Source organism: Labrys sp. KB_33_2, assembly GCF_052114505.1.
Taxonomy (GTDB): Bacteria; Pseudomonadota; Alphaproteobacteria; order Rhizobiales; family Labraceae; genus Labrys.
Window position 1 is genome coordinate 141261 of sequence record NZ_JBFREW010000009.1, and the last position, 20612, is coordinate 161872.

At 64.0% G+C, this 20612-nt stretch carries 21 protein-coding genes; 12 read left to right on the forward strand and 9 right to left on the reverse strand.

Annotated elements, in window-relative coordinates; translation table 11 throughout:
• The first annotated feature begins 46 nt into the window (after window positions 1-46).
• The 10 genes from AB4037_RS17325 (at window position 47) to AB4037_RS17370 (ending at window position 10513) form a co-directional block, all read left to right on the forward strand.
• Window positions 47-1162 (forward strand): ABC transporter permease, encoded by a 1116-nt coding sequence (locus tag AB4037_RS17325; protein WP_441772417.1) that lies wholly within the window; start codon window positions 47-49, stop codon window positions 1160-1162.
• Window positions 1159-2121, forward strand: coding sequence for an ABC transporter ATP-binding protein (locus AB4037_RS17330; RefSeq protein ID WP_441772348.1), 963 nt, complete (start codon window positions 1159-1161; stop codon window positions 2119-2121). The genes AB4037_RS17325 and AB4037_RS17330 overlap by 4 nt, the downstream gene beginning before the upstream one ends.
• Window positions 2118-2864: an ABC transporter permease gene (locus AB4037_RS17335; RefSeq protein WP_441772349.1), complete on the forward strand. Its 747-nt coding sequence runs from the start codon at window positions 2118-2120 to the stop codon at window positions 2862-2864. The genes AB4037_RS17330 and AB4037_RS17335 overlap by 4 nt, the downstream gene beginning before the upstream one ends.
• Window positions 2865-3003: 139 nt before the next feature.
• Window positions 3004-3843, forward strand: a complete 840-nt coding sequence (gene cysE / locus AB4037_RS17340; protein ID WP_434957098.1) for a serine O-acetyltransferase — start codon at window positions 3004-3006, stop codon at window positions 3841-3843.
• A 293-nt stretch (window positions 3844-4136) separates the two neighbouring features.
• Window positions 4137-5180, forward strand: coding sequence for an amino acid ABC transporter substrate-binding protein (locus AB4037_RS17345; RefSeq protein ID WP_441772350.1), 1044 nt, complete (start codon window positions 4137-4139; stop codon window positions 5178-5180).
• 291 nt (window positions 5181-5471) lie between these two features.
• Window positions 5472-6662: an amino acid ABC transporter permease gene (locus AB4037_RS17350; protein WP_441772351.1), complete on the forward strand. Its 1191-nt coding sequence runs from the start codon at window positions 5472-5474 to the stop codon at window positions 6660-6662.
• Window positions 6659-7759 (forward strand): amino acid ABC transporter permease, encoded by a 1101-nt coding sequence (locus tag AB4037_RS17355; protein ID WP_441772352.1) that lies wholly within the window; start codon window positions 6659-6661, stop codon window positions 7757-7759. The genes AB4037_RS17350 and AB4037_RS17355 overlap by 4 nt, the downstream gene beginning before the upstream one ends.
• Before the next feature lie 193 nt (window positions 7760-7952).
• Complete coding sequence (locus AB4037_RS17360; RefSeq protein ID WP_434957102.1) at window positions 7953-8534, forward strand: TetR family transcriptional regulator C-terminal domain-containing protein; 582 nt, start codon at window positions 7953-7955, stop codon at window positions 8532-8534.
• Window positions 8535-8630: 96 nt separating this feature from the next.
• Window positions 8631-10115, forward strand: a complete 1485-nt coding sequence (locus AB4037_RS17365; RefSeq protein WP_434957103.1) for an MFS transporter — start codon at window positions 8631-8633, stop codon at window positions 10113-10115.
• A 14-nt stretch (window positions 10116-10129) separates the two neighbouring features.
• Window positions 10130-10513, forward strand: a complete 384-nt coding sequence (locus tag AB4037_RS17370) for a DUF427 domain-containing protein (protein WP_441772353.1) — start codon at window positions 10130-10132, stop codon at window positions 10511-10513.
• 24 nt (window positions 10514-10537) lie between these two features.
• Here AB4037_RS17370 and AB4037_RS17375 read toward each other — a convergent pair whose 3' ends face one another.
• The 6 genes from AB4037_RS17375 to AB4037_RS17400 form a co-directional block, all read right to left on the reverse strand.
• The gene (locus tag AB4037_RS17375; RefSeq protein WP_441772354.1) at window positions 10538-11383 is read right to left on the reverse strand and encodes an ABC transporter permease subunit; all 846 of its coding nucleotides are present in this window, start codon (window positions 11381-11383) and stop codon (window positions 10538-10540) included.
• On the reverse strand, window positions 11380-12162 hold the full coding sequence (locus tag AB4037_RS17380) for a taurine ABC transporter ATP-binding protein (RefSeq protein ID WP_441772355.1): 783 nt from the start codon (window positions 12160-12162) through the stop codon (window positions 11380-11382). The genes AB4037_RS17375 and AB4037_RS17380 overlap by 4 nt, the downstream gene beginning before the upstream one ends.
• Before the next feature lie 156 nt (window positions 12163-12318).
• The gene (gene tauA, locus AB4037_RS17385) at window positions 12319-13329 is read right to left on the reverse strand and encodes a taurine ABC transporter substrate-binding protein (RefSeq protein ID WP_441772356.1); all 1011 of its coding nucleotides are present in this window, start codon (window positions 13327-13329) and stop codon (window positions 12319-12321) included.
• 383 nt (window positions 13330-13712) lie between these two features.
• Complete coding sequence (ndk, locus tag AB4037_RS17390) at window positions 13713-14135, reverse strand: nucleoside-diphosphate kinase (RefSeq protein ID WP_149254567.1); 423 nt, start codon at window positions 14133-14135, stop codon at window positions 13713-13715.
• 213 nt (window positions 14136-14348) lie between these two features.
• Window positions 14349-15056 carry an aquaporin Z gene (aqpZ, locus tag AB4037_RS17395; RefSeq protein ID WP_441772357.1) on the reverse strand — a complete coding sequence of 236 codons (708 nt, stop codon included), beginning with the start codon at window positions 15054-15056 and terminating at the stop codon, window positions 14349-14351.
• A 364-nt stretch (window positions 15057-15420) separates the two neighbouring features.
• Window positions 15421-15843 (reverse strand): VOC family protein, encoded by a 423-nt coding sequence (locus tag AB4037_RS17400; RefSeq protein WP_441772358.1) that lies wholly within the window; start codon window positions 15841-15843, stop codon window positions 15421-15423.
• Between the two features lie 159 nt (window positions 15844-16002).
• Here AB4037_RS17400 and AB4037_RS17405 point away from each other — a divergent pair, with 159 nt between their 5' ends.
• Together AB4037_RS17405 and AB4037_RS17410 are read left to right on the forward strand one after the other, a co-directional pair.
• Complete coding sequence (locus tag AB4037_RS17405; protein WP_441772359.1) at window positions 16003-17862, forward strand: ABC-F family ATP-binding cassette domain-containing protein; 1860 nt, start codon at window positions 16003-16005, stop codon at window positions 17860-17862.
• A gap of 20 nt (window positions 17863-17882) precedes the next feature.
• The gene (locus AB4037_RS17410; RefSeq protein ID WP_441772360.1) at window positions 17883-18365 is read left to right on the forward strand and encodes an ester cyclase; all 483 of its coding nucleotides are present in this window, start codon (window positions 17883-17885) and stop codon (window positions 18363-18365) included.
• A gap of 36 nt (window positions 18366-18401) precedes the next feature.
• Here the strand turns inward: AB4037_RS17410 and AB4037_RS17415 are convergent, their stop codons facing one another.
• The 3 genes from AB4037_RS17415 to AB4037_RS17425 are packed head-to-tail and all read right to left on the reverse strand — an operon-like array spanning window position 18402 to window position 20543.
• Window positions 18402-19178 carry an amino acid ABC transporter ATP-binding protein gene (locus tag AB4037_RS17415; RefSeq protein WP_441772361.1) on the reverse strand — a complete coding sequence of 259 codons (777 nt, stop codon included), beginning with the start codon at window positions 19176-19178 and terminating at the stop codon, window positions 18402-18404.
• A 1-nt stretch (window position 19179) separates the two neighbouring features.
• Window positions 19180-19836: an amino acid ABC transporter permease gene (locus AB4037_RS17420; protein ID WP_434957113.1), complete on the reverse strand. Its 657-nt coding sequence runs from the start codon at window positions 19834-19836 to the stop codon at window positions 19180-19182.
• Window positions 19836-20543, reverse strand: coding sequence for an amino acid ABC transporter permease (locus tag AB4037_RS17425; protein ID WP_441772362.1), 708 nt, complete (start codon window positions 20541-20543; stop codon window positions 19836-19838). Before AB4037_RS17425 ends, AB4037_RS17420 begins: the two co-directional genes overlap by 1 nt.
• Window positions 20544-20612 lie beyond the last annotated feature (69 nt).

Below are 20612 nucleotides of genomic sequence, written 5' to 3' on the forward strand. Positions count from 1 at the left end.
CGCCACGGGCACGCGTGCCCTGGCCTTCGACAAGCTCGGCGTCGTGATGGCCGTCATCGCCACCGCGGCGCTGTTGCTGCCTTTCGCCAATTTCCGGCCGAGCCGCATCGGCCAGGCCCAGGGCATCGGCTTCATCCAGGCGCTTCCCGCAAGCCTTGCCTGGGCCAGCCTGGCCCTGCTCGTCCTCTGCCTGATCTTGCTCCTGCGCCGGAGCTCCCCGCGGCTCCGGCTCTCCCTGGCGGCCGGTGTCCTGGTGCTCCTGGCCATCCTGATCGGCCTGGTGCCTGAGGTCCTGATCCCGCCAGGCAATGCCAGGCCGCGGGTCGGCCCTGCCGCCGGGTTCTGGCTGCTCGCCTTCTCCTTCGCCATCCTGCTCACCGACGCGTTGGTCAAGCTGTCGCTACGACCGGCCCAGAGGGTTGTCGCCCTGCTGCTCACGCTGGCGGTCTTCCTGGCCTTCCTGCTTTCGGGGCACTGGAGCGGGCTGTCGATCATGAAGGAATACAACACCAACGGCTCGGGCTTCGCCGCCAATGCAGGGGTGCACGTCACGCTTGCCCTCACCTCCCTGCTCGGCGCCCTGGTCGTCGGCCTGCCGCTCGGCATTCTCTGCCAGCGCCAGCCGGGATTGCGCAGCGTGGTGCTGCCGGTGCTCAACATGATCCAGACGATCCCGTCGCTGGCGCTGTTCGGCCTGATGATTGCGCCGCTGACCTATCTGGCCAAAACCTATCCCATCGTCGAAGCCATCGGCGTGCATGGCACCGGCGCCTCGCCGGCCTTGATCGCGCTGTTCCTCTATTCCCTGCTGCCGGTGGTTTCCAACACGGCGATCGGCCTCGACTCCGTTTCCTTCAACGTCGTGGATGCCGCCCGCGGCATGGGCATGACGCAGTGGCAACGCCTGTTCCAGGTCGAGCTGCCCCTCGCCTTCCCCGTCATCCTGACAGGTGTTCGCATCGTGCTGGTGCAGAATATCGGCCTGGCCACGATCGCCGCCTGGATCGGCGGCGGCGGCTTCGGCGTCTATGTGCAAAACGGCATGGGCGCCACGGCCATCGACCTCGTTTTGCTCGGTGCCATCCCCACCATCGCCCTCGCCTTTTCGGCAGCCATCATCCTCGATGCCATCGTCGACACACTTAAAGGACGGCACGCATGATCGAAGTCAGGCAAGTCAGCCGCCGTTTCGGCTCCCAACTGGCCGTCGACGATGTCTCGCTCATCATCGAGCGCGGCACGATTACGGTGCTGGTCGGCACCTCCGGCAGCGGCAAGTCTACGCTGCTGCGCATCATCAACCGCCTGATCGAACCGACTGCCGGCACAGTCCTTATCAATGGCCGCGACACCTCCAGCCTGTCGGGTGAGGAGCTGCGCCGGGGCATCGGCTATGCCATCCAGGGCCACGGTCTCTTCCCGCATTGGACGGTGGCCCGCAATATCGGCACCGTGCCGGGCCTGCTCGGCTGGGACCAGGCTCGTATAGCCAAGCGCGTCGACGAACTGCTCCGCCTGTTCGATCTCGACCCGGCCACCTATGCCGAAAAACTGCCGCATCAATTGTCCGGGGGCCAACAGCAGCGCGTCGGTGTCGCTCGCGCTCTGGCCGCCGAGCCGGCGGTCTTGCTGATGGACGAGCCCTTCGGGGCGCTCGACCCGATCATCCGGGCCAAGGCGCAGGAGGATCTGCTCGCTCTGCAACGCCGGCTCGGCATCACCGTCGTCCTGGTCACCCACGACATGGAAGAGGCCATGCTGCTGGGCAACCGCATCGGCGTGATGGATGGCGGCAAGCTCCTGCAATATGCCACACCGACGGAAATCCTCACCAATCCGGCTCCCGGTTTCGTCGAACGCCTGATCGGCGGCCCCGACCGCTCGCTGCGCCTGCTCTCCTTGCTCAAGGTCGCCGATTCCGTGCAGCCGGGTACCGCCGAGGGCAAGCCCGTGCAGGAAACCGCGACGCTGCGCGATGCACTCTCCGAGTTGCTGTGGGCTGGCACGCAGGCACTGCCGGTGGCGGCAGCGGATGGCACGCCGCGCGGCCGCATCACCCTGCCGGCCATCCTGGGCCAGGCAGGCGCGGAAGCGCATCGCGTGGAAAGCTCGCCCGCATGAAATGGCTCGGTTACGGCGCCAGGGCGCTCGCCCTCATCCTGCTGCTGCTGCTGTTGGACACGGAGCTGTTCACGCCGGTCCTGGCACCGCTCAACGACAATGGCGCACCGGCTGTCTATCGCCAAGGCAGCCTGCTGTTCCTCGCCCTCAGCCATCTCGGCCTGGTCGCCGTCTCCACCCTGATCGGCGGCACATTGGCCCTGGTCGCGGGTATCTTCGTGACACGGCCGGCGGGCGCCGAATTCCTGCCGCTGTCGCGCACCATCGTGAATATCGGCCAGACCTTCCCGCCGATCGCCGTGCTCGCCATCGCCGTGCCCTCGCTCGGCTTCGGCGCTGAGCCCACCTTGCTGGCCCTCACCCTCTACGGGCTGCTGCCGATCTTCGAGAACACCATGGCGGGCCTGAAGAGCGTTCCGACCACCGCTCTCGACGCGGCCCGCGGCATGGGCATGACCGGCTGGCAACGCCTGACCAAGGTGGAGCTGCCGCTCGCCCTTCCGGTGATCCTCACCGGCATACGCCTTTCCTTCGTGGTCAATCTCGGCACGGCCACCATCGGCTCCACCGTCGGTGCCAAGAGCCTCGGCGAAGTGATCATGGCCGGCATCACCACTACCAATACCGCCTATATCCTGCAGGGCGGCGTCATCGTCGCGCTCCTCGCCGTGCTCATCTACGATGCGCTCGGCAGCCTCGAGCGTTCTCTCGCCAAGCGTGCCGGCACAGCCAGCGCACGTTGATCCCAAGCGTTTTGCGATCTGGCGGTCATGCCAGCAATCGCAAAACGCTCCAGCCAATCCGTCGGATTGGCTTGGAAACAAAGAGTTAGAGCGAAAGCACCTTTCCTTCCCAACGCGCTTTGCTCCTGAGGAAGTTGCCATGAACGCCTCGAACAGCCGCAAGCTCTCGCGCCGGACCCGAAGTCCGGGTGCCGTATCCGACCTGATCTGGGACAGGCTGGTGGACGAAGCACAGGAGGCCATCGTCGCCGAACCGCAGCTCGCCACCCAGTTCTACGCCAGCGTGCTCGACCACACATCCTTCGAGGATGCGCTCATCCAACGCCTGGTCCAGCGCATCGAACATCCGGATATGCCTGCCTCCGTGCTGCGCCATGCCTTCCGCACGGCGATGGCCGCCGATCCCGGCATCTGCCTCGGCATACGCGCCGATATCCAGGCCGTGCTTGAACGCGACCCGGCCTGCAAGCGCTATCTGGAACCACTGCTTTACTTCAAGGGCTTCCATGCCCTGCAATTGCATCGCCTCGCCCACTGGCTCTGGCATCATGGCCAGCGCAACTTCGCGCTCTATCTGCAAAGCCGGATTTCCGAGGTGCTGCAGGTCGACATCCACCCCGCCGTTCCGATCGGGCGCGGCATCTTCTTCGACCACGCCACCGGCATCGTCATCGGCGAGACGGCAGTGATCGAAGACGATGTCTCGATCCTGCAATCGGTGACGCTGGGCGGCAGCGGTATCCGGTCCGGCCAGCGCCATCCCAAGATCCGCAAGGGTGTCCTCATCGGCTCGGGCGCCAAGCTGATCGGCAATATCGAAATCGGCGAAGGGGCCCGCATCGGCGCCGGCTCGGTGGTGACGGCTCCGGTACCGCCGCACAAGACGGTGGCGGGCGTGCCGGCCCGCATCATCGGCGACACGCCGAGTGCCGAACCGGGGCGGACCATGGACCAGATCTTCTTCGACGTCGGGCTCTGAGGCGGGGCACAACACCCAGTTTCATATTGTTCATTAGTTTATAAAACTAGTAGACAGTGTGTAATAAATCATTCTACGATCACATTCTGCTGAATGGATGAAACAGCTGACAGGGATTGGAGCGGTCGCTGCCGATCTTGCCATCGCGGTGTAATCGCCCGATCATGCCTGGAGGCAATGGCATCCTTCCGAAAACCACTGATCCCGGCGCATGCTGCCAGGCCGGTGACATAAGAGAGCAACGGGGCGCCCTGTCGTGGATACCGACCGCGCAGGGAATGAAAGGGACTTTCATGCTGAACTCAGTCAAACGCGGCTTCAGGCGGAACGCCGGCATCGCCATCGCCGCGCTCGCGGCCGGCTTCATCGCGGCGGCGCCGGCTCAGGCCGGTCCCACGCTCGACAAGATCAAGGAGCGCGGCGTCATCAAGGTCGGCGTCGGCAGCCAGGCCGGATTCTTCGCGCCCGACGCCAATGGCCGCTGGCAAGGCTTCTTCGTCGATTTCGGCCGGGCTCTCGCCATTACCGTGTTCAACGATCCCGACAAGGTCGAATTCACCAATTCTTCGCCCCAGCAGCGTCTCCCCGCCCTGCAGGCCGGCCAGTTCGACATCCTGCTCTCGGCCGTGACCCAAACCATCACCCGCGCCTTCAAGCTCAATTTCCATTTCGGCCCGGTGGTGTTCTATGACGGCCAGGGCATCCTGGCGAAGAAGTCGCTCGGCGTGACCAAGGCCGCGGAGCTCGACGGCGCCACCATCGGTGTGCAAAGCGGCACCACGGGTGAACAGAACATCGCCGATTTCTTCAAGAAGGCCGGCAAGACCTACAAATCCGTGGTGATCGAGGACACCGCAACCTTCACCCAGGCCCTGACCTCCGGCCGCGTCGACGCGCTGACGCAGGACGGTACCGATCTCGGCCTGCGCCGCGCCGCCCTGCCGAACCCGGACGAGTATGTGCTGCTGCCCGAGCGCCTGTCCAAGGAACCCCTGGCACCGGCAGTGCTTGGCGGCGACGACCGCTGGCTGGAGATCGTGAACTGGACCGTTTACACCACCATCCAGGCCGAGGAATTCGGCATCACCAGCGAGAACGTCGATTCTTTCCTTACCAGCGAGGATCCGGCGATCAAGCGCTTCCTCGGCGTCGACCCATCGCTCGGCCAGGCCATTGGGCTCGATCCGAAATTCGCCTACAACATCATCAAGAAAGTCGGCAATTACGGCGAGATCTTCGAGCGCAATCTCGGCAAGAGCACGAAGATCGGCTTCGATCGCGGTCTCAACAATCTCTGGACCAAGGGTGGCCTGATCTATTCGCCTCCCTTCCGTTGAGATGCAATGGGGAGCGGGTCTTCGGACCCGCCCCTTTCAGGGTCTTTCGAACAAACCGGGGGAAGGCCGGGATAGGGCATCGCGCCCCCTCATCCGCCTGCCGGCACCTTCTCCCGCAGGGGGAGAAGGGGGATCATTAGGGAAGGCGCTGGCTAGCCGGTCGCCTTCTCCCCTTGCGGGAGAAGGTGGCACGAAGTGCCGGATGAGGGGTTGCTCCGCTCTATCGGGACTTCAGTCTCCAACACCTTGAAAAGGGGCGGGTCTTCGGACCCGCCCCCATGGGATGCCTTTATGGCCGATACGATCAGCATAGTGTCCCCTGATGTTCCCGGCCCCATCGGCAGGATCCGCCGGTGGTGGGGCGCGCACCCCTATGGTCAGCTCCTGCTGATCGCCGCTCTGGCACTGTTCCTCGGTCTCATCTGCCATAACATCCTGGGCAGCATGCATCGCCTGGGCATGGCGCCCGGCCTCGACTATCTCTGGCAGCCGGCCAATTTCGACATCACCGAAAGCCTGCTCGTCTACCAGGCCGGCGACAGCTATGCGCGTGCCATCGCGGTCGGCCTTCTCAACACGCTCAAGCTCGCCGTGCTCGGCTGCCTGTTCGCCACCATTCTCGGCACGAGCCTGGGCATTGCCCGCCTATCCGGCAATCTGCTGCTCTCACGCCTCGTGCAGGCCTATGTCGAGTTGATCCGCAACACGCCCCTGCCCCTGCAGCTTTTCTTCTGGATCGCGATGACCCAGGCCCTGCCCTCCACCCGGCAGGCCCTGCAGCCCTTCTCCTCGACCTTCCTGTCGGTGCGCGGCATCTTCCTGCCCTGGGTCGAGATCGGCAACGGCGAGAGCCTGTGGTTGCTGGCCCTCGTGCTGATACTGCTCGCCTTCGCCGTCAGGGCCTTCCTCCGTCGCCTGCAGCATCCCCTGTCGGCTCTCGGTCTTTTGGGCGTATCAGCCCTCTTTCCCGCCATCGCCCTGGTTTGGATCTTCATCGCCAACGTCACCTTCACGCCGGACCTGCCGGTGCTGCAAGGCTTCAACATTCGCGGCGGCATCACGCTGACACCGGAATTCGCCGCCATGCTCGTCGGGCTGACGATCTATTATTCCGCCAGCATTTCCGAAAGCGTGCGCAGCGGCATCGAATCCGTCAATGCAGGCCAATGGGAAGCGGGCCGGGCGATCGGGCTGCCGCGCGGGCGCATCATGCGCCTGATCGTGATGCCGCAGGCGATGCGCGTGATCACGCCCTTGATGACCTCGAGCTATCTCGACCTCACCAAGGACACCACGCTCGGCATCCTGATCGGCTTCACCGAGGTGACCGCCATCATCAAGACGAGCGCCAACAACACCGGCAATGCCGTCGAGACCATCATCGTGCTGGTCGCCGTCTTCCTGGCCGTGAGCATGCCGACCTCATACCTGATCAATCTCTATAATCGTCGCATGGCCCAGCGCGGGATCATCGCCAAATGAGCACGGTGTCCCTCCCCGATGCGCTCCGGCCCCGCTCGGCCCAACGCTGGCAGACGATCAAGGCCGGCCTGTTCTCCTCGCCGCTCAACACGGCGATCACGCTCATCGTGCTGGGCCTGGTCGCCTGGGTCGGCTCGTATCTGATCGATTGGGCCTTCATCCGGGCGACCTGGTCGGGCACCGCGCAGGACTGCCAGGCCAATGGGGGCGCCTGCTGGGCTTTCGTCGGCGTCAACCTCAAGCTGATGCTGTTCTGGACCTATCCCTCGGACCTCATCTGGCGCCCGATTCTCGGCCTGGTCCTGATGTTCGGCCTGGCCGGCCTCAGCACCATCCCGCGCTTTTGGGGGCGCGGCCTGATCCTCGCCTGGATCGCGGTGCCCCTCGTCACCTGCCTGCTGCTGCGCGGCTATTTCTCCGGCATCATCGTCTCCACCAATGATTGGGGCGGCCTGCCGCTGACCATGCTGATCTGGACGATCGCTTATGCCTCGTCCTTCCTGATCGCCATTCCCCTGGCCCTGGGGCGCCGTTCGAGCATGGGCGGCGTGCGGTTGGTGAGCACAAGCTTCATCGAGATCGTGCGCGGCATGCCGATGCTGGTGGTGCTCTATGTCTCAAGCCTGATCGTGCCGATGGCCCTGCCCTATTTCGACGTGAACCTGTTCTTCAGCGTCGAAGTCGCCCTCACCCTCTTCATCGCCTGCTATCTGGCGGAGGTGATCCGCGCCGGCATGCAGGCTCTGCCATCAGGCCAGAACGAGGCGGCACGGGCCTTGGGCCTGAGCTACTGGCAGACCACCGGCCTGGTGATCCTGCCGCAGGCCCTGCGTGCCATCATCCCACCCCTGGTCAATCTGGGCATCGGCGTCCTCCTGAGCACGCCGCTGATCGGCTTCATCGGAATGATCGACTTCCTGACCGCCGTCAGGAACACGGCCGCTACCAATGAGCAGATCTGGCCGCACGCCTATCCGGAGGCCTATGCCTTCGCCGCCCTGGTCTATTTCCTGATCTGCTTCCCGGCCTCGCGCTACAGCCTGTGGCTCGAGCGACGCCTGAAGGCATCGACCAGCCATCAGGCCAAGGACAAGTAGAACCCGACAACGAAGCGCAACTTCATGGGGCGCGGACATCTCAGCCCCGTGAAGTCATGGGGCGATGTCCGCTCTTGGAAACGTCGTATTCGCGGCAAGGGAAGAGTGGACAAGATGTCGGCGCTTCCGGGAACAGAACCTGCTCCCTGGAAATCGCGCTTGACAAAATAATACGGTCGTACATATTGAAATCATGGCACGTGCTTCCAACCGTGAAAAACTTCTCGTCGCCGGGCTCGGTCTGATACACGAGCATGGCTTCACCGCTACCAGTGTGCGCGACGTCGTGCGCGCGGCGGGTGTGCCTCAAGGGTGCTTCACCAACCACTTCACGTCCAAGGAGGCTTTCGGCCTGGAAGTGCTGGGTCTCTACCGTAGCGAAAAGCGGGAAGATGCCCACAAGACGTTGCTCGACGACAATAGCCCACCCTTGCAGCGCGTGAGGGCCTATATCGACGCCAGGACGGAGCGGTTCAAACAGAACGGCATGCGTTGCGGCTGTATGTTCGGCAATTTTGCCGCTGAATCCAGCAGCGACAGCGAGGCCATTCGCCATGAATTGCTCGACATCTTCGCCGAGAGCCGGGGCGCCATGAGCTATTGCCTGGAGGCCGCCGTGCGGATGGGCGAACTGCCAGAAGAGTTCGACTGCCACGAGGCGGCCGCCCTCATTCTCTCCTCTCTTCAAGGAGCTTTCCTGACCGCGAAGACGGAGCGCAACGCCGAACCCGTCGAACGCCTCAAGAAATTCCTGTTCGGTTCGATTTTGCGTTGAGGCCGCTCCACGCCCGGGCCTCGATTCGAAAATCCATTGATGCCGCAAAATAATACGTTCGTCCGTATTTTATATCTTTCAGAACGAGGTCCTGCAATGCCAGACTCGGCACTCAGTGTTTCCGATATTACCCGGCCGACCAGCCCTGCGCCCGATCCCCGCCGCTGGTCGGCCCTGGCCATTCTGCTGACTGGCGCCTTCCTGGCCCCTCTCGACTTTTTCATCGTCAACGTCGCCATGCCGGCCATCACCACCGGCCTCCATAGCACCGCCGCCGACGTACAGATGGTGATTTCCGGCTATGCGGTGGTTTATGCCGTCTTTCTGATCACCGGCGGGCGGCTCGGCGACATCTTCGGCCGCAAGGCGATTTTCATGATCGGCCTCGCCGGATTTGCTGCCGCCTCCGCCCTTTGCGGCCTGGCCTGGTCCCCCACCGTGCTGATCGCCGCGCGGATGCTGCAGGGGCTCGCCGCCGCCGCCATGGCTCCCCAGGCCCTGGCTTCAGTCCATGCGCTCTTTCCGGCCCATGAGCGCGGACGCGCCCTCAGCATCTACGGTATCGTGCTCGGCGTATCCTCCATCATCGGCCAGTTGCTGGGCGGCGCGCTCGTCGGCGCCGATCTCGACGGTTTCGGCTGGCGGCTGATCTTCCTGATCAACCTTCCCATCGCTTTCGTTGCCTTCCTGGCGGCGATCCCGCTTTTGCGCGAGACCCGCAGCGAAAAGCGGCCCCGTCTGGATCTTGGCGGCGTGGTGCTTTCGAGCCTGGCGCTCAGCAGCCTGGTGGTGCCGCTGGTCGAAGGGCGCGAGCGCGGCTGGCCCTGGTGGTCGATCGTGATGCTGGCGATGACGCCCATCTTCGTGGAACTGTTCCGACGTTACGAGCGGCGCCTCGCCCGGGCCGGCGGCGATCCCCTCATCGATCTCGGCATCTTCCGCCTGCCCGGCCTAGTGCGCGGTATCAGCGCCATCCTTGCGCTCTACGCCATGGCGACCTTCTTCCTGACCTATTCGCTCTATCTCCAGGGCTCCCTCGGCTACACGGCCTGGGAAGCCGGGCTCGCCATCTTGCCTTTCTCGGCCGGCTTCCTGGCCGGATCGACCTTCAGCCCCGCGATCAGCCGCTTGGTCGGCGGCTCTGCGCCCGCCTTCGGCTTCGCCAGTTCGGCCTTGGGCACGGCGCTGACAGCCCTGCTCGTGCTGGCCTTTCCGGCCGGAATCATGCCGCCGCTCCTGCTGATGGCACCCGCCATTGGCTTCATCGGCCTGGGCATGGGCACGTCGATGCCGACCATGATGCGTGCAATCGTCGAACGGGTCGGTCCGCATCACGCCGGCCTGGTCGGCGGCATCGTCAATTCTACGCTGCAGGTCAGCGCCGCCATCAGCGTGGCGGTGCTGGGCGGGCTGTTCTATACATTGGTAGGCACGAGAACCGATGCTGCCAGTATCGGACATGCCTTCGCCTGGACCCTGCTGGCCATCGCAGCCTGTCACACCGTCGGTGCCTATCTCGCGGCCGGCCTGGGTCGGCGCAAGGCCATGGGCCCGCAGGCGGTTCCCTCCGCGGCGGATTGAGGAAAGGACTGGCCATGACGAACAAGGCGATGAAGATTCCAGGTCCCGATCATCCCATCAGTGTCGAGCCTAGCGGGGAACGTATCGTTGTCAGCCTCGGCGGCCGGGTGATCGCCGACAGCCGGCGGGCGCTGCGTTTGCAGGAGGCCTCCTATCCTGCCGTCCTCTACATTCCGCGCGGCGACGTCGACATGGGGGCGCTCGCACGCACCGAGCATGCCACCTACTGCCCCTACAAGGGCGAATGCTCCTATTTCAGCCTTCCGGCGGGCGGTGATCGCTCAGTCAATGCCGTCTGGAGCTATGAGACGCCCTACCCCGCGGTATCAGCCATCAAGGACCATCTCGCCTTCTACCCGGACCGGGTGGACGCAATCGAGCGACTGCCGATCGGCTGAGGCCGCTTGATCATCCCGGATCTTTCACGCCTTGCCGTGCCAGGGCACCAGCAACTTCTCGGCCAGCCTGACGATCCACTCGAAGCCGATCGCCACCAGGGCGATCACGAAGATACCGAGGACGACGATATCGGTCTGCAGGAAGTCCGACGCCGTCTTGATCATGATGCCGAGCCCTTGGGAGGCGGCGACCAGTTCGGCAGCGATAAGCGTGGACCAGCCGACACCGAGCCCGATGCGAACACCGGTCAGGATCGATGGCAGGGCATTGGGCAGGATGACATGCCAGAGCACCTGCCAGCGACGCGCGCCCAGGGCCCGCGCCGCATCCACCCGGTCCGACGGCACGGCGCCGACACCGGCGGCGGTGGTGATCGCCACCGGTGCGAAAACTGCGATCAGGATGATCAGCACCTTGGTGGTTTCGCCGATACCGCACCAGATTACCATCAGCGGCAGATAGGCAAGCGGCGGCACCGGGCGCAGGAATTCGATGATGGGATCGAGAATGCCGCGGGCGATCGGGCTGAGCCCGATGGCGATGCCGGCCGGCACGGCAGTGATCAGCGCAATCAGCAGAGCTGCGAGGATGCGCCAGAGGCTGGCATCAAAATGCTGCAGCAGGGTCGCGTCGGCATAGCCTTCCGTGGCGACCGTGAAGAGTTGCTCCACCACGGCCCGGGGCGACGGCAGATAGAAGGCCGGCAACCATTCGAAATAGGTGGCGAACGACCACAGCAGCAGCAGAGCGAGAATGGTGAGAATGCGTACCGGTGTCGCGCCGAGGGGTGCGCTGGATCTTGTCAGACGGCCCGTGCCGCCCTTTTCCTCGATCTCGTCCAGGCCGGCGGAGTTGGCGAAATCGCTCATGCATCAGCTCCCTGCAGGACAGCTGCCAGGACTTGCTCGCGCAGGGCGATGAAGGCAGGATCGGACTTGATCGACCGGCTGTTCTCCCCGGCCAGGACCCGCCGCGAGAAATCGGTATGGAATTCGCGCGTGATGCGTCCCGGGCGCGGCGACAGCACCACGATGCGGGTGGCCAGGAAGATGGCCTCCTCGACGCTATGCGTGATCAGGAAGACGCTGCGCCGCGTGCGGTCCCACAGCCGGATCAGCAATTCCTGCATTTTCTCGCGCGTCAGCGCATCCAGCGCGCCGAGCGGTTCGTCCATCAGCAGGATTTCCGGCTCGTTGGCGAGCGCCCGGGCCATGCCGACGCGCTGACGCATGCCCCCGGACAATTCCCAGATCCTGTGATCGGCGAACTCGGCCAGCCCCACCAGGTCGATGATGCGTCCGCAGCGCTGCTTGCGTTCGGCAACATCGAGCCCGGCAAGCCTCGGACCGAACTCGATATTGCCGCGCACCGAAAGCCAGGGAAACAAGGCATCGTCCTGGAAGACCACGCCGCGCTCGCCGCCGGGCCCTCGCACTGGCTTGCCGCCGAGGGTGATGGCGCCCGAGCTCGGCGGCAGAAAGCCAGCGAACAGCTTGAGCAAGGTGGTCTTGCCACAGCCGGACGCACCCACCGCCACGACGAACTCGCCGGATTCGATGGTGAGGGAGACGTTGCTGAGGGCCGTAACGGACCGCCCTCCTCTTCCGGAATAGACGACGTCGACGTCACGGGCGGACAAAGCGGACACGGGAACCTCTTTCGGCCCCTGGAACGTCATTGCGAGCTCTGCCAATCCTGCGGATTGGCAGAGCTCGCAATGACGATGCGGGCCACCGTTTCAAGCCATTGAATAAGGCCCGCCCCGGAAGGGAGGAGATCCCGGGGCGGGCGAGCCTGCGAAAATCTATTGGGAGGAGAGTTTCGTCAGGGCTTGTGCGGCGAAGGCCTTGTTCACATAGGCAGAATAATCCGGCAGCACCGCCGGGATCTTCTTCTGCTCGGCGAGGAATCCGGCCGTGTCGGCGATGGCCTTGATCGTGGCACCGCCCAGCAGGTCGGGCGAGGATTGCTCCGCCAGGAGCGGCCAGACATTCGCCTTCAGCAAATCCGGCACGTCCTCGGGCTTAGAGCCGGTGAGCCGGGCGATCGCCTTGGCCTGATCGGAGGCGGCGCTCCAGGCCTCCGGTTTGTCCCGATAGGTCTTGTAGGCCTCGCCGGTGACTTTGACGAAGGAGGTCACCACATCGGGATGGGCCTTGGCGAAATCCTTCGAAGCGATCCAGGCGTCGAAGGTCGGCGCACCCCATTTGGCGACATCGGCCGAGGATACCAGCACCTTGCCCTTTTCCTTGAGCTTGCCCAAGGCAGGATCCCAGACATAGCCACCGTCGATGTCCCCGCGCTCGAATGCCGCCGCCAGTTCCGGCGGGCGCAGATTGAGGATCTGTAAGGATTTTGGCGCGATGCCCCAATGCTTGAGTGCCGCCAGCAGGCTGTAATGCGAGGTGGAGACGAAGGGCACGCCGATCTTCTTGCCGGCAAGGTCCTTGGGCTCCTTGATGGTGTCGCGCACCACCAGTTCCTCGGAATCGCCCAGGAGGGCGGCGACGAAAATCGTCTCGATCGGCAATTGGCGGCTGGCGGCGGCAGCGAGCGGGCTCGAGCCGACATAGCCGATCTGCACGTCGCCCGAGGCGATGGCGGCAATCACGTCGGCGCCGGAATCGAATTTGCGCCAGGCGATCTGCCAGCCGGTCGCCTTTTCATAGGCACCAGCGGCCTGCGCCGCCTTGGCTGGGTCCACGCCGGTCTGGAAGCCGATGGTCACCTTGTTGTCGGCCGCATGGGCCGTGCCGAGGGCGGTGCCGAGAGCCAGGCCAGCAGCCAGGAACAGTCGGCGGTTGAGCGATGTCATGTGAGATCCTTGAAGACGCGATCCGTCATGCGCTGCGCAAGAGCGTCGCAAAACGCTCGGCAACGTCGATGCGGTGATGAAGGGTATGCGAGATGCGACGCCGGTCAGGCGCCCGAATGCAAAGGACTCAGCAGCGACAATAACTGGTCATGGTGATCCCCTTCCACAGGTTCGGCTTGCGGGGAAATCAGGGCTGCCCGCTCCTCATGACTGAAGGGTGCGACGGCGGCGCGAGCGTGTCAATTATTTTCTATAGAATTAGTAGAAAATTAAAATCGGGAAAAGGCGGACCCAATGGATCCGCCTTGAAGGATGCCTGCCCCGCCTGAAGCAAAGCGCGTTCGAGCTGAACGTGCAATCAGGCCGGCAGCCCGTCGGCCAGCTTAGCCGACGATCTCGTTGCCCGAGAAGAACTGGCCGATCTCGATCTTGGCATTATCGAGCGAGTCCGAGCCATGCACCGAGTTCTCGCCGACCGACAGAGCAAAGAGCTTGCGGACGGTGCCTTCGGCGGCATTGGCCGGATTGGTGGCGCCCATCACTTCGCGATGCTTGGCGACGGCGTTCTCGCCTTCCAGCACCTGCACGACGACGGGGGCGGAGATCATGAACTCGACGAGTTCACCGAAGAAGGGACGCTCCTTGTGCACGCCGTAGAAGGTCTCGGCCTGCTCGCGGGTCATGCGGACGCGCTTCTGGGCGACGATACGCAGGCCAGCCTTCTCGAACACGGCATTGATGGCGCCGGTGAGGTTGCGGTTGGTCGCGTCGGGCTTGATGATCGAAAAGGTGCGCTCGAGAGCCATGATCGTCCTGGTTGCTATGAGTTGAGGTGAGCGGCTTATAGCCATGCCCCTGCCCGGCTTCAAGCTCTAGCTCTTTGTCTGGGCGCGTCTTTGCGATTCTTGGCGATTCCGTCGAATCGCAAAACGCTCCGGCAATGCTCAGTTTCCTCGCTGCCAAGCAAGCGGCGACCGGAGGGACCGGTCGCCGCTTGCTTGTCTTGTTGCGGGTCAGTCTCAGGCCTGCTCAGGCTCCAGCAACACCTTCCAGATCAGGCCGCCCACGATGGCACCGACCAGCGGCGCGACCCAGAACAGCCAGAGCTGGTTCACCGCACCGGTCTGCGCAAAGAAAGCGACCGCCGTCGAGCGAGCCGGATTGACCGAGGTGTTGGTGACCGGGATCGAGATCAGATGGATCAGCGTCAGGCCAAGGCCGATGGCGATCGGCGCAAAGCCGGCCGGCGCGACCTTCGACGTCGAACCCAGGATGATGATCAGGAACGCCGCCGTCAGGACGATTTCGGTGATCAGGGCAGCGATCATGCTGTATTTGCCGGGCGAAAGGTCGCCATAGCCGTTGGACGCAAAGCCTCCAACCTCGAAGCCGGGCTTGCCGGTGGCGATGGCATAGAGCACCGCCGCGCCAGCGAGGCCGCCGACGACCTGCGCAATCCAGTAGGGAATGAGCTCGGCCCAACTGAACCGACCACCGACGGCCAGACCCAGCGAGACGGCGGGGTTGAAGTGTCCGCCCGAGATACCGCCAACGGCATAAGCCATGGTCAGCACGGTGAGGCCGAAGGCAAGTGCGACGCCAACAAAGCCGATGCCGAGCTGCACGTTACCCGGACCGAGAAAGAGGGCAGCGAGGACAGCAGAGCCGCAGCCACCGAAAACCAACCAGAACGTTCCGAAGAACTCTGCCGCGAGTTTTTTAATCATGTCTCATCCATTTGGGCTTGTCTAATGAGAGGTTGCTTGGTTCACGCCGTGAATGACTCATCTTCATGGACCAATTTCGATGTCGCCCGGTATCCTAAATTGACGCTGGGGAATGCATTAATATTTTACCTCCCCAATCGCCACAGACAGATGAAGTATCATGATTCTGGCGCAACGCCATGAAACAAATGCCGGATTTGCGAGTGAAACCTCAGCAATTGGTTAAAAACGGGGATCATACACTGCCAGCTTCGGCAAGACCAAGCTGCTACCTCACGGAGCGGAAGGACCGAATAGTTCTCCGCGCGGACTACTGAAAGGGGCCCCAGCCTCCCGCGTATTCCCCCGCTCCGGCACCAGGTTTTCACGCAGCCGGCAGAAAGGCTGGATTGAAAACGATCTCCCACAAATGGTCGTCAGGGTCCTGGAAATAGCCGGCATATCCGCCCCAGAAGGTCTTCTGGGCGGGCTTTACCAGGCGCGCACCCGCTGCGATCGCCCGCTGCATCACAGCATCGACCTCGGCCTCGCTGCCGACATTATGGCCGAGCGTGAATTCGGTCGGGCTGCGCGCCGATTGCATGATACCAGCGTCGTGCGCGATGTTGGCGCGGGAGAAGATCGCAAGCTTCAATCCGCCCTGCAGATCGAAGAAGGCGACGGCGCCATGCTCGAATTCACGGCCGATGATGCCCTCGGTGGGCAGACCGAGGCCGTCGCGGTAGAAACGCAGGGCGGTTTCCAGATCGTCCACACCGATGGTCAGAACGCTGATATGCGGTTTCATCGCGATAACTCCTTGTTCGGTTCCCGCAGGAACGCTCTTTTCCGGTATGCCATGCATGCCATGCGCAAGCCTTGAAGATTTCGGCCATTTGCCGGCCGATCGCCATCGGCAGGCATTGCATGATTGCCCTGCCGCCCGGCTCATGCCAAAAGCCCGGCCATGTTGCATGTGAACGGCCTCACTTTTCGTCTTGGTTCCCGCGTCCTGTTCGACAACGCCACGGTGGCGCTGCCGCCGGATGCGCGCGTCGGCTTTCTTGGGCGCAACGGCACCGGCAAGACCACCTTGTTCCGTATGATCATGGGCGAGGTCTCCCCCGATCTCGGCAGCGTCTCGGTGCCGCGCGGCATGCGCATCGGCCGCGTCGCCCAGGAAGCGCCGGGTGGGCCCGAAAGCCTGATCGAGGTGGTGCTGGCGGCCGACGAGGAGCGCACGGCCCTGCTGGCCGAGGCGGAGATCGCCAGCGATCCTCATCGCATCGCCGAGATCCAGACCCGCCTCGCCGACAAGAATTCCCATGCCGCGCCGGCCCGCGCCGCCACCATCCTGGCAGGTCTGGGCTTCGACCATGCCGCACAAAGCCGTGCCTGCTCGGAATTCTCGGGCGGCTGGCGCATGCGCGTGGCGCTGGCCGCCCTGCTCTTCACCGAGCCGGATCTCCTGCTGCTGGACGAGCCCACCAATTATCTCGACCTCGAAGGCACGCTCTGGCTTCAGGATTATCTCGCCTCCTACCCGCATACCGTGGTGGTGATCAGCCATGACCGCGACCTCCTCAACGCCTCGGTCGACTACATCCTGCATCTGACCGAGGGCCGGCTCGAACTCTATCGCGGCGGTTATGACGGCTTCGAAAGACAGCGCCGAGAAAAGCAGGCGCTGAGCCTGAAGCTCAGGAAGAAGCAGGAAGACCAGCGCCGCCACATCCAGTCCTTCATCGACCGCTTCAAGGCCAAGGCCACCAAGGCGGCCCAGGCCCAGTCGCGCATGAAGATGCTGGCGCGCATGGAGCCCGTGGCGGCAATTGTCGACGAGGAAGTCAGGCCCTTCGACTTTCCGCCGCCCGCCAAGCCGCTGTCACCGCCGATCATCGCGCTGGAAGGCGCCAGCACCGGTTATGGCGAGCGCACGGTGTTGTCGCGGCTCGACCTTTCTGTCGACAGCGAGGATCGCATCGGCCTGCTCGGCTCCAACGGCAACGGCAAGTCGACCTTCGCCAAGCTGCTGGCCGGGCGCCTGGCGGCGATGGCTGGCCGCATGCGGCGCTCCTCTGCGCTGAAGGTCGCCTATTTCGCCCAGCATCAGCTCGACGAGCTCAATCCGGCGGCCTCGGCCCGCGACCATGTCGCCGAGATGATGGTCGGCGCCACCGAAGCCCAGATCCGCGCCCGCACCGCCCAGATCGGTTTCGGCGCCGATAAGGCCGACACCCCGGTCTCCAACATTTCCGGCGGCGAGAAGGCACGCCTGCTGATGGGTCTGGCCACCTTCGGCGGCCCGCATCTGCTCATCCTGGACGAGCCGACCAACCATCTCGACATCGACAGCCGCCAGGCCCTGATCCAGGCGCTCAACGACTATCCCGGCGCGGTCATCCTGATCAGCCATGACCGCTATCTGCTCGAAGCCTGCGTCGACCGGCTCTGGCTGGTGGCCGACGGCACGGTCAAGGGCTTTGAGGGCGACATGGAGGATTATCGTCGCCTGGTCCTGGCCAAGCCGGCCGTGGAGAAAAGCGAGCGCAACGGCGAGCCGACGCAACGCCAGACCAATGCTGCGCGGCGGGCGCAAACCGCGGCTGACCGCGAGAGGATCCGCCAGATCGAGGCCGCCATGGAGAAGCTGCAGGCCATCATCGCGGATCTCGACGAGAAGCTGTCGCGTCCCGGCCTTTTCGAGCGTTCGCCCGACAAGGCGGCCGAGATGGCCAAGGCCCGCGCCACCGCCGAGGAAAGACTTCTCCTCGCAGAAGAGGCCTGGCTGGAAGCCAGTGCCGCCCTGGAGGACGCGTCTTCCTGACGCAAGAACGGAGGCCTGATATGGATTGTGGACGCAGACTGATGATCCTGGGCGGGCTCGCCCTGGCGGGTGGCACGAGCCTGCCGGCACTGGCGCAGGAGCCCAATGCCGCCGAGCGCTTCGCGGCTCGGCTGAATGCACACGATATCGACGGCTTCGCCACTCTGTTCGCCGAGACCTACATCAACAACCAGGCCAGTGCCGCCGCTCCGGCTCGCAAAGAGCTGAGTGCCAAGCAGGCGACCGTGGCCTTCTTCCAGGCCCGCCTCACCGCCATGCCGGACCTGCAGGTCGCGATAGAGACGCATGTGAGCCAGGGCGCCAAGGTCGCCGCGAGCTTCGTCTATACCGGCACGCATAAGGGCCCGTATTTCGGCATCGCCCCCACGGGCAAAACCTTGCGCTTCACCTCTTGCGACATCTTCCGCGTCGAGGCCGGCTTGATCGCCGAGCATTGGGGCATGGGCGACATTGCCGGCGTCATGGCGCAGTTGAAGGGGTAGGCCTGCGGCAAGCCTCGTGCAGCAAGGCTTGCCGCGCTAGAAACTGTTGCGCTCGTTATAAGTCCGCAGGAAAGACTGGATACGCCTGTCGGCCGGGTCGTGGAAGATGGCCGCCGGCGTATCGACGGCAACCAGTTCGCCCGCTTCCATGAAGCCCACCTGGTCGCCGACATGGGCGGCAAAGCCCATCTCATGGGTGACGACCACCATGGTCATGCCTTCCGCGGCAAGCTGCTTCATGACATTCAGCACCTCACCGACGAGTTCGGGATCGAGCGCCGAAGTCGGCTCGTCGAACAGCATGAGCTGGGGTTCCATGGCGATGGCGCGGGCGATGGCGACGCGCTGCTGCTGCCCGCCCGAAAGCCGGCCGGGGTGGCTCGCCATCTTGTCGGCCAGTCCGACCTTGCGCAGCGCCTCAGCCGCGCGCGCACCAGCCTCGGATTTGGAGAAGCCGCGTACCTGGACAAGTCCTTCGGCGACATTCTGCAGCGCGGTCATATGCGGCCAGAGATTGAACTGCTGGAACACCATGCCGATGCGCCGGCGCATCTCGCGCAGTTTGCCCGAGGCCATGCGGCGGCCACCCGGGGTCTCGTAGCCGATCAACCGGCCGTCGATGCGGATCTCGCCGGCATCATACTCTTCGAGGAAGTTGATGCAGCGCAGCAGGGTCGACTTTCCCGATCCGGAGGGGCCGATCAGGCAGGTGACCTTGCCGGGGGGAACCGAGACGGAGATCTGCTTCAGCGCCTGGAACGGCCCATAGAACTTGTCGACCTTGTGGATCTCGACGGAGGAAGCCTGCTCCATATCAGCGTCTTTCGATCATGTAATGGGTGACGCGGCTTTCCAGCCAGCGACCGAGCCGGGAGACGAGTTCCACCAGACCCCAGAAGAACAGGGCCAGCGCCAAAGTGGCCTCGAAATAGCGGAAGGTCTCGGTGATCATCCGGTCGACCTGATAGCGCAGTTCGGGCACCGTGATGGTGGAGAGCACCACCGTTTCCTTGGTCAGGATGATGGCGAAATTGACCAGCGCCGGCAGGGACGAAACCAAGGCGAGCGGCAGCAGGATGCGCCGCACGATGGCGAACTCGCTCATGCCGATGGTTCGCGCCGCCTCGATCTGCCCCACCGCGACCGCATTGAAGCCCGAGCGGAAGATCTCGGCGAAATAGGGACTGCCATAGATCGACAGCCCGATCAGGCCCGCCGGCAGGGCATCCAGCCTCAAGCCGAAGGCAGGGCCGCCATAATAGAGCACATAGAGCTGAACCAGGAAGGGAGTGCCGCGAATGGCCTCGACATAACCGACGAGCAGCCAGCGCAACGGCGCCGGCCCGTAGCGCTGGGCAAGCGCGATGACGAGGCCCAGGACCACGGAACAGGCGGTTCCGACCAGCCAGCACAGCACCGTCATGCCGAAACCGCGCAGCAGTGCCGGCCCGTAGTGAACGATCAGCTCCATTATGCCGCCGCCCTTCGTTCCAGGTACCGGCCAAGCGTGGCCAGGCACAGATTGATCACGAGATAAAGGCATCCCGCCGCGACATAGGCTTCGAGCGGGCGATAGCTCGCGCCAGCCTCCGCCTGGCTGGCTCGCGTGATCTCCCAGATCCCGACCAGGGAGACCAGCGAGGAGGCCTTGACCAAGAGGATGAGTTCATTGACGAGCGCCGGCAACGACAGGCGGACCGCCTGCGGCAGGATGATCCGGGTCCAGATCGCGTGCGGCAGCATGCCGATGGCGACCGCCGCCTCGGCCTGTCCGCGGGGCAGCGCATTGATGGCGCCCCGCCAGATTTCGGCAACATAGGCGCTGGAGCACAGGCCGACGGCCAGCACCGCCGCCACCATTGGCGGCACGTTGATGCCGGTCACCGGCAGGAGGTAGAACATCAAAAGCAACTGTACCATCAGTGGCACGCCGCGAAAGAAACTGATCCAAACGGCGGCTGCCGACCGCAGCGTACGCGAGAGCGACAGGGCGCCGGCGCAGATCATCGCGCCGACGAGGAGCCCGATCGCAATGCCCGATAGGGAGACGATCAGGGTACTGGGCACTCCCAGCGCCAGCGCGTGGAAGCTCTTGATGAAGGCATTCAGCGAGAACATGCGGGGAGGCCCAGTGACCGAAGCACGGCGCCGCCAGGCGGCCATGCGTTCCCAGAGCAAGGCACGATTCCTGCGAATTACACCCTACTCCAGCTCTTCTTTGCGACGCGCCTTTGCGATCTGACGGGA

Coding starts and splice junctions, on each gene's coding strand:
- AB4037_RS17405 (WP_441772359.1), top strand. CDS start 16,003: ATGTTGCATGTGAACGGCCTCACTTTTCGTCTTGGTTCCCGCGTCCTG.
- AB4037_RS17350 (WP_441772351.1), top strand. CDS start 5,472: ATGGCCGATACGATCAGCATAGTGTCCCCTGATGTTCCCGGCCCCATC.
- AB4037_RS17355 (WP_441772352.1), top strand. CDS start 6,659: ATGAGCACGGTGTCCCTCCCCGATGCGCTCCGGCCCCGCTCGGCCCAA.
- AB4037_RS17370 (WP_441772353.1), top strand. CDS start 10,130: ATGACGAACAAGGCGATGAAGATTCCAGGTCCCGATCATCCCATCAGT.
- AB4037_RS17330 (WP_441772348.1), top strand. CDS start 1,159: ATGATCGAAGTCAGGCAAGTCAGCCGCCGTTTCGGCTCCCAACTGGCC.
- AB4037_RS17360 (WP_434957102.1), top strand. CDS start 7,953: ATGGCACGTGCTTCCAACCGTGAAAAACTTCTCGTCGCCGGGCTCGGT.
- ndk (WP_149254567.1), bottom strand. CDS start 14,135: ATGGCTCTCGAGCGCACCTTTTCGATCATCAAGCCCGACGCGACCAAC.
- AB4037_RS17375 (WP_441772354.1), bottom strand. CDS start 11,383: ATGAGCGATTTCGCCAACTCCGCCGGCCTGGACGAGATCGAGGAAAAG.
- aqpZ (WP_441772357.1), bottom strand. CDS start 15,056: ATGATTAAAAAACTCGCGGCAGAGTTCTTCGGAACGTTCTGGTTGGTT.
- AB4037_RS17365 (WP_434957103.1), top strand. CDS start 8,631: ATGCCAGACTCGGCACTCAGTGTTTCCGATATTACCCGGCCGACCAGC.
- AB4037_RS17335 (WP_441772349.1), top strand. CDS start 2,118: ATGAAATGGCTCGGTTACGGCGCCAGGGCGCTCGCCCTCATCCTGCTG.
- AB4037_RS17400 (WP_441772358.1), bottom strand. CDS start 15,843: ATGAAACCGCATATCAGCGTTCTGACCATCGGTGTGGACGATCTGGAA.
- AB4037_RS17415 (WP_441772361.1), bottom strand. CDS start 19,178: ATGGAGCAGGCTTCCTCCGTCGAGATCCACAAGGTCGACAAGTTCTAT.
- AB4037_RS17420 (WP_434957113.1), bottom strand. CDS start 19,836: ATGGAGCTGATCGTTCACTACGGGCCGGCACTGCTGCGCGGTTTCGGC.
- AB4037_RS17325 (WP_441772417.1), top strand. CDS start 47: ATGGCCGTCATCGCCACCGCGGCGCTGTTGCTGCCTTTCGCCAATTTC.
- cysE (WP_434957098.1), top strand. CDS start 3,004: ATGAACGCCTCGAACAGCCGCAAGCTCTCGCGCCGGACCCGAAGTCCG.
- AB4037_RS17345 (WP_441772350.1), top strand. CDS start 4,137: ATGCTGAACTCAGTCAAACGCGGCTTCAGGCGGAACGCCGGCATCGCC.
- tauA (WP_441772356.1), bottom strand. CDS start 13,329: ATGACATCGCTCAACCGCCGACTGTTCCTGGCTGCTGGCCTGGCTCTC.
- AB4037_RS17410 (WP_441772360.1), top strand. CDS start 17,883: ATGGATTGTGGACGCAGACTGATGATCCTGGGCGGGCTCGCCCTGGCG.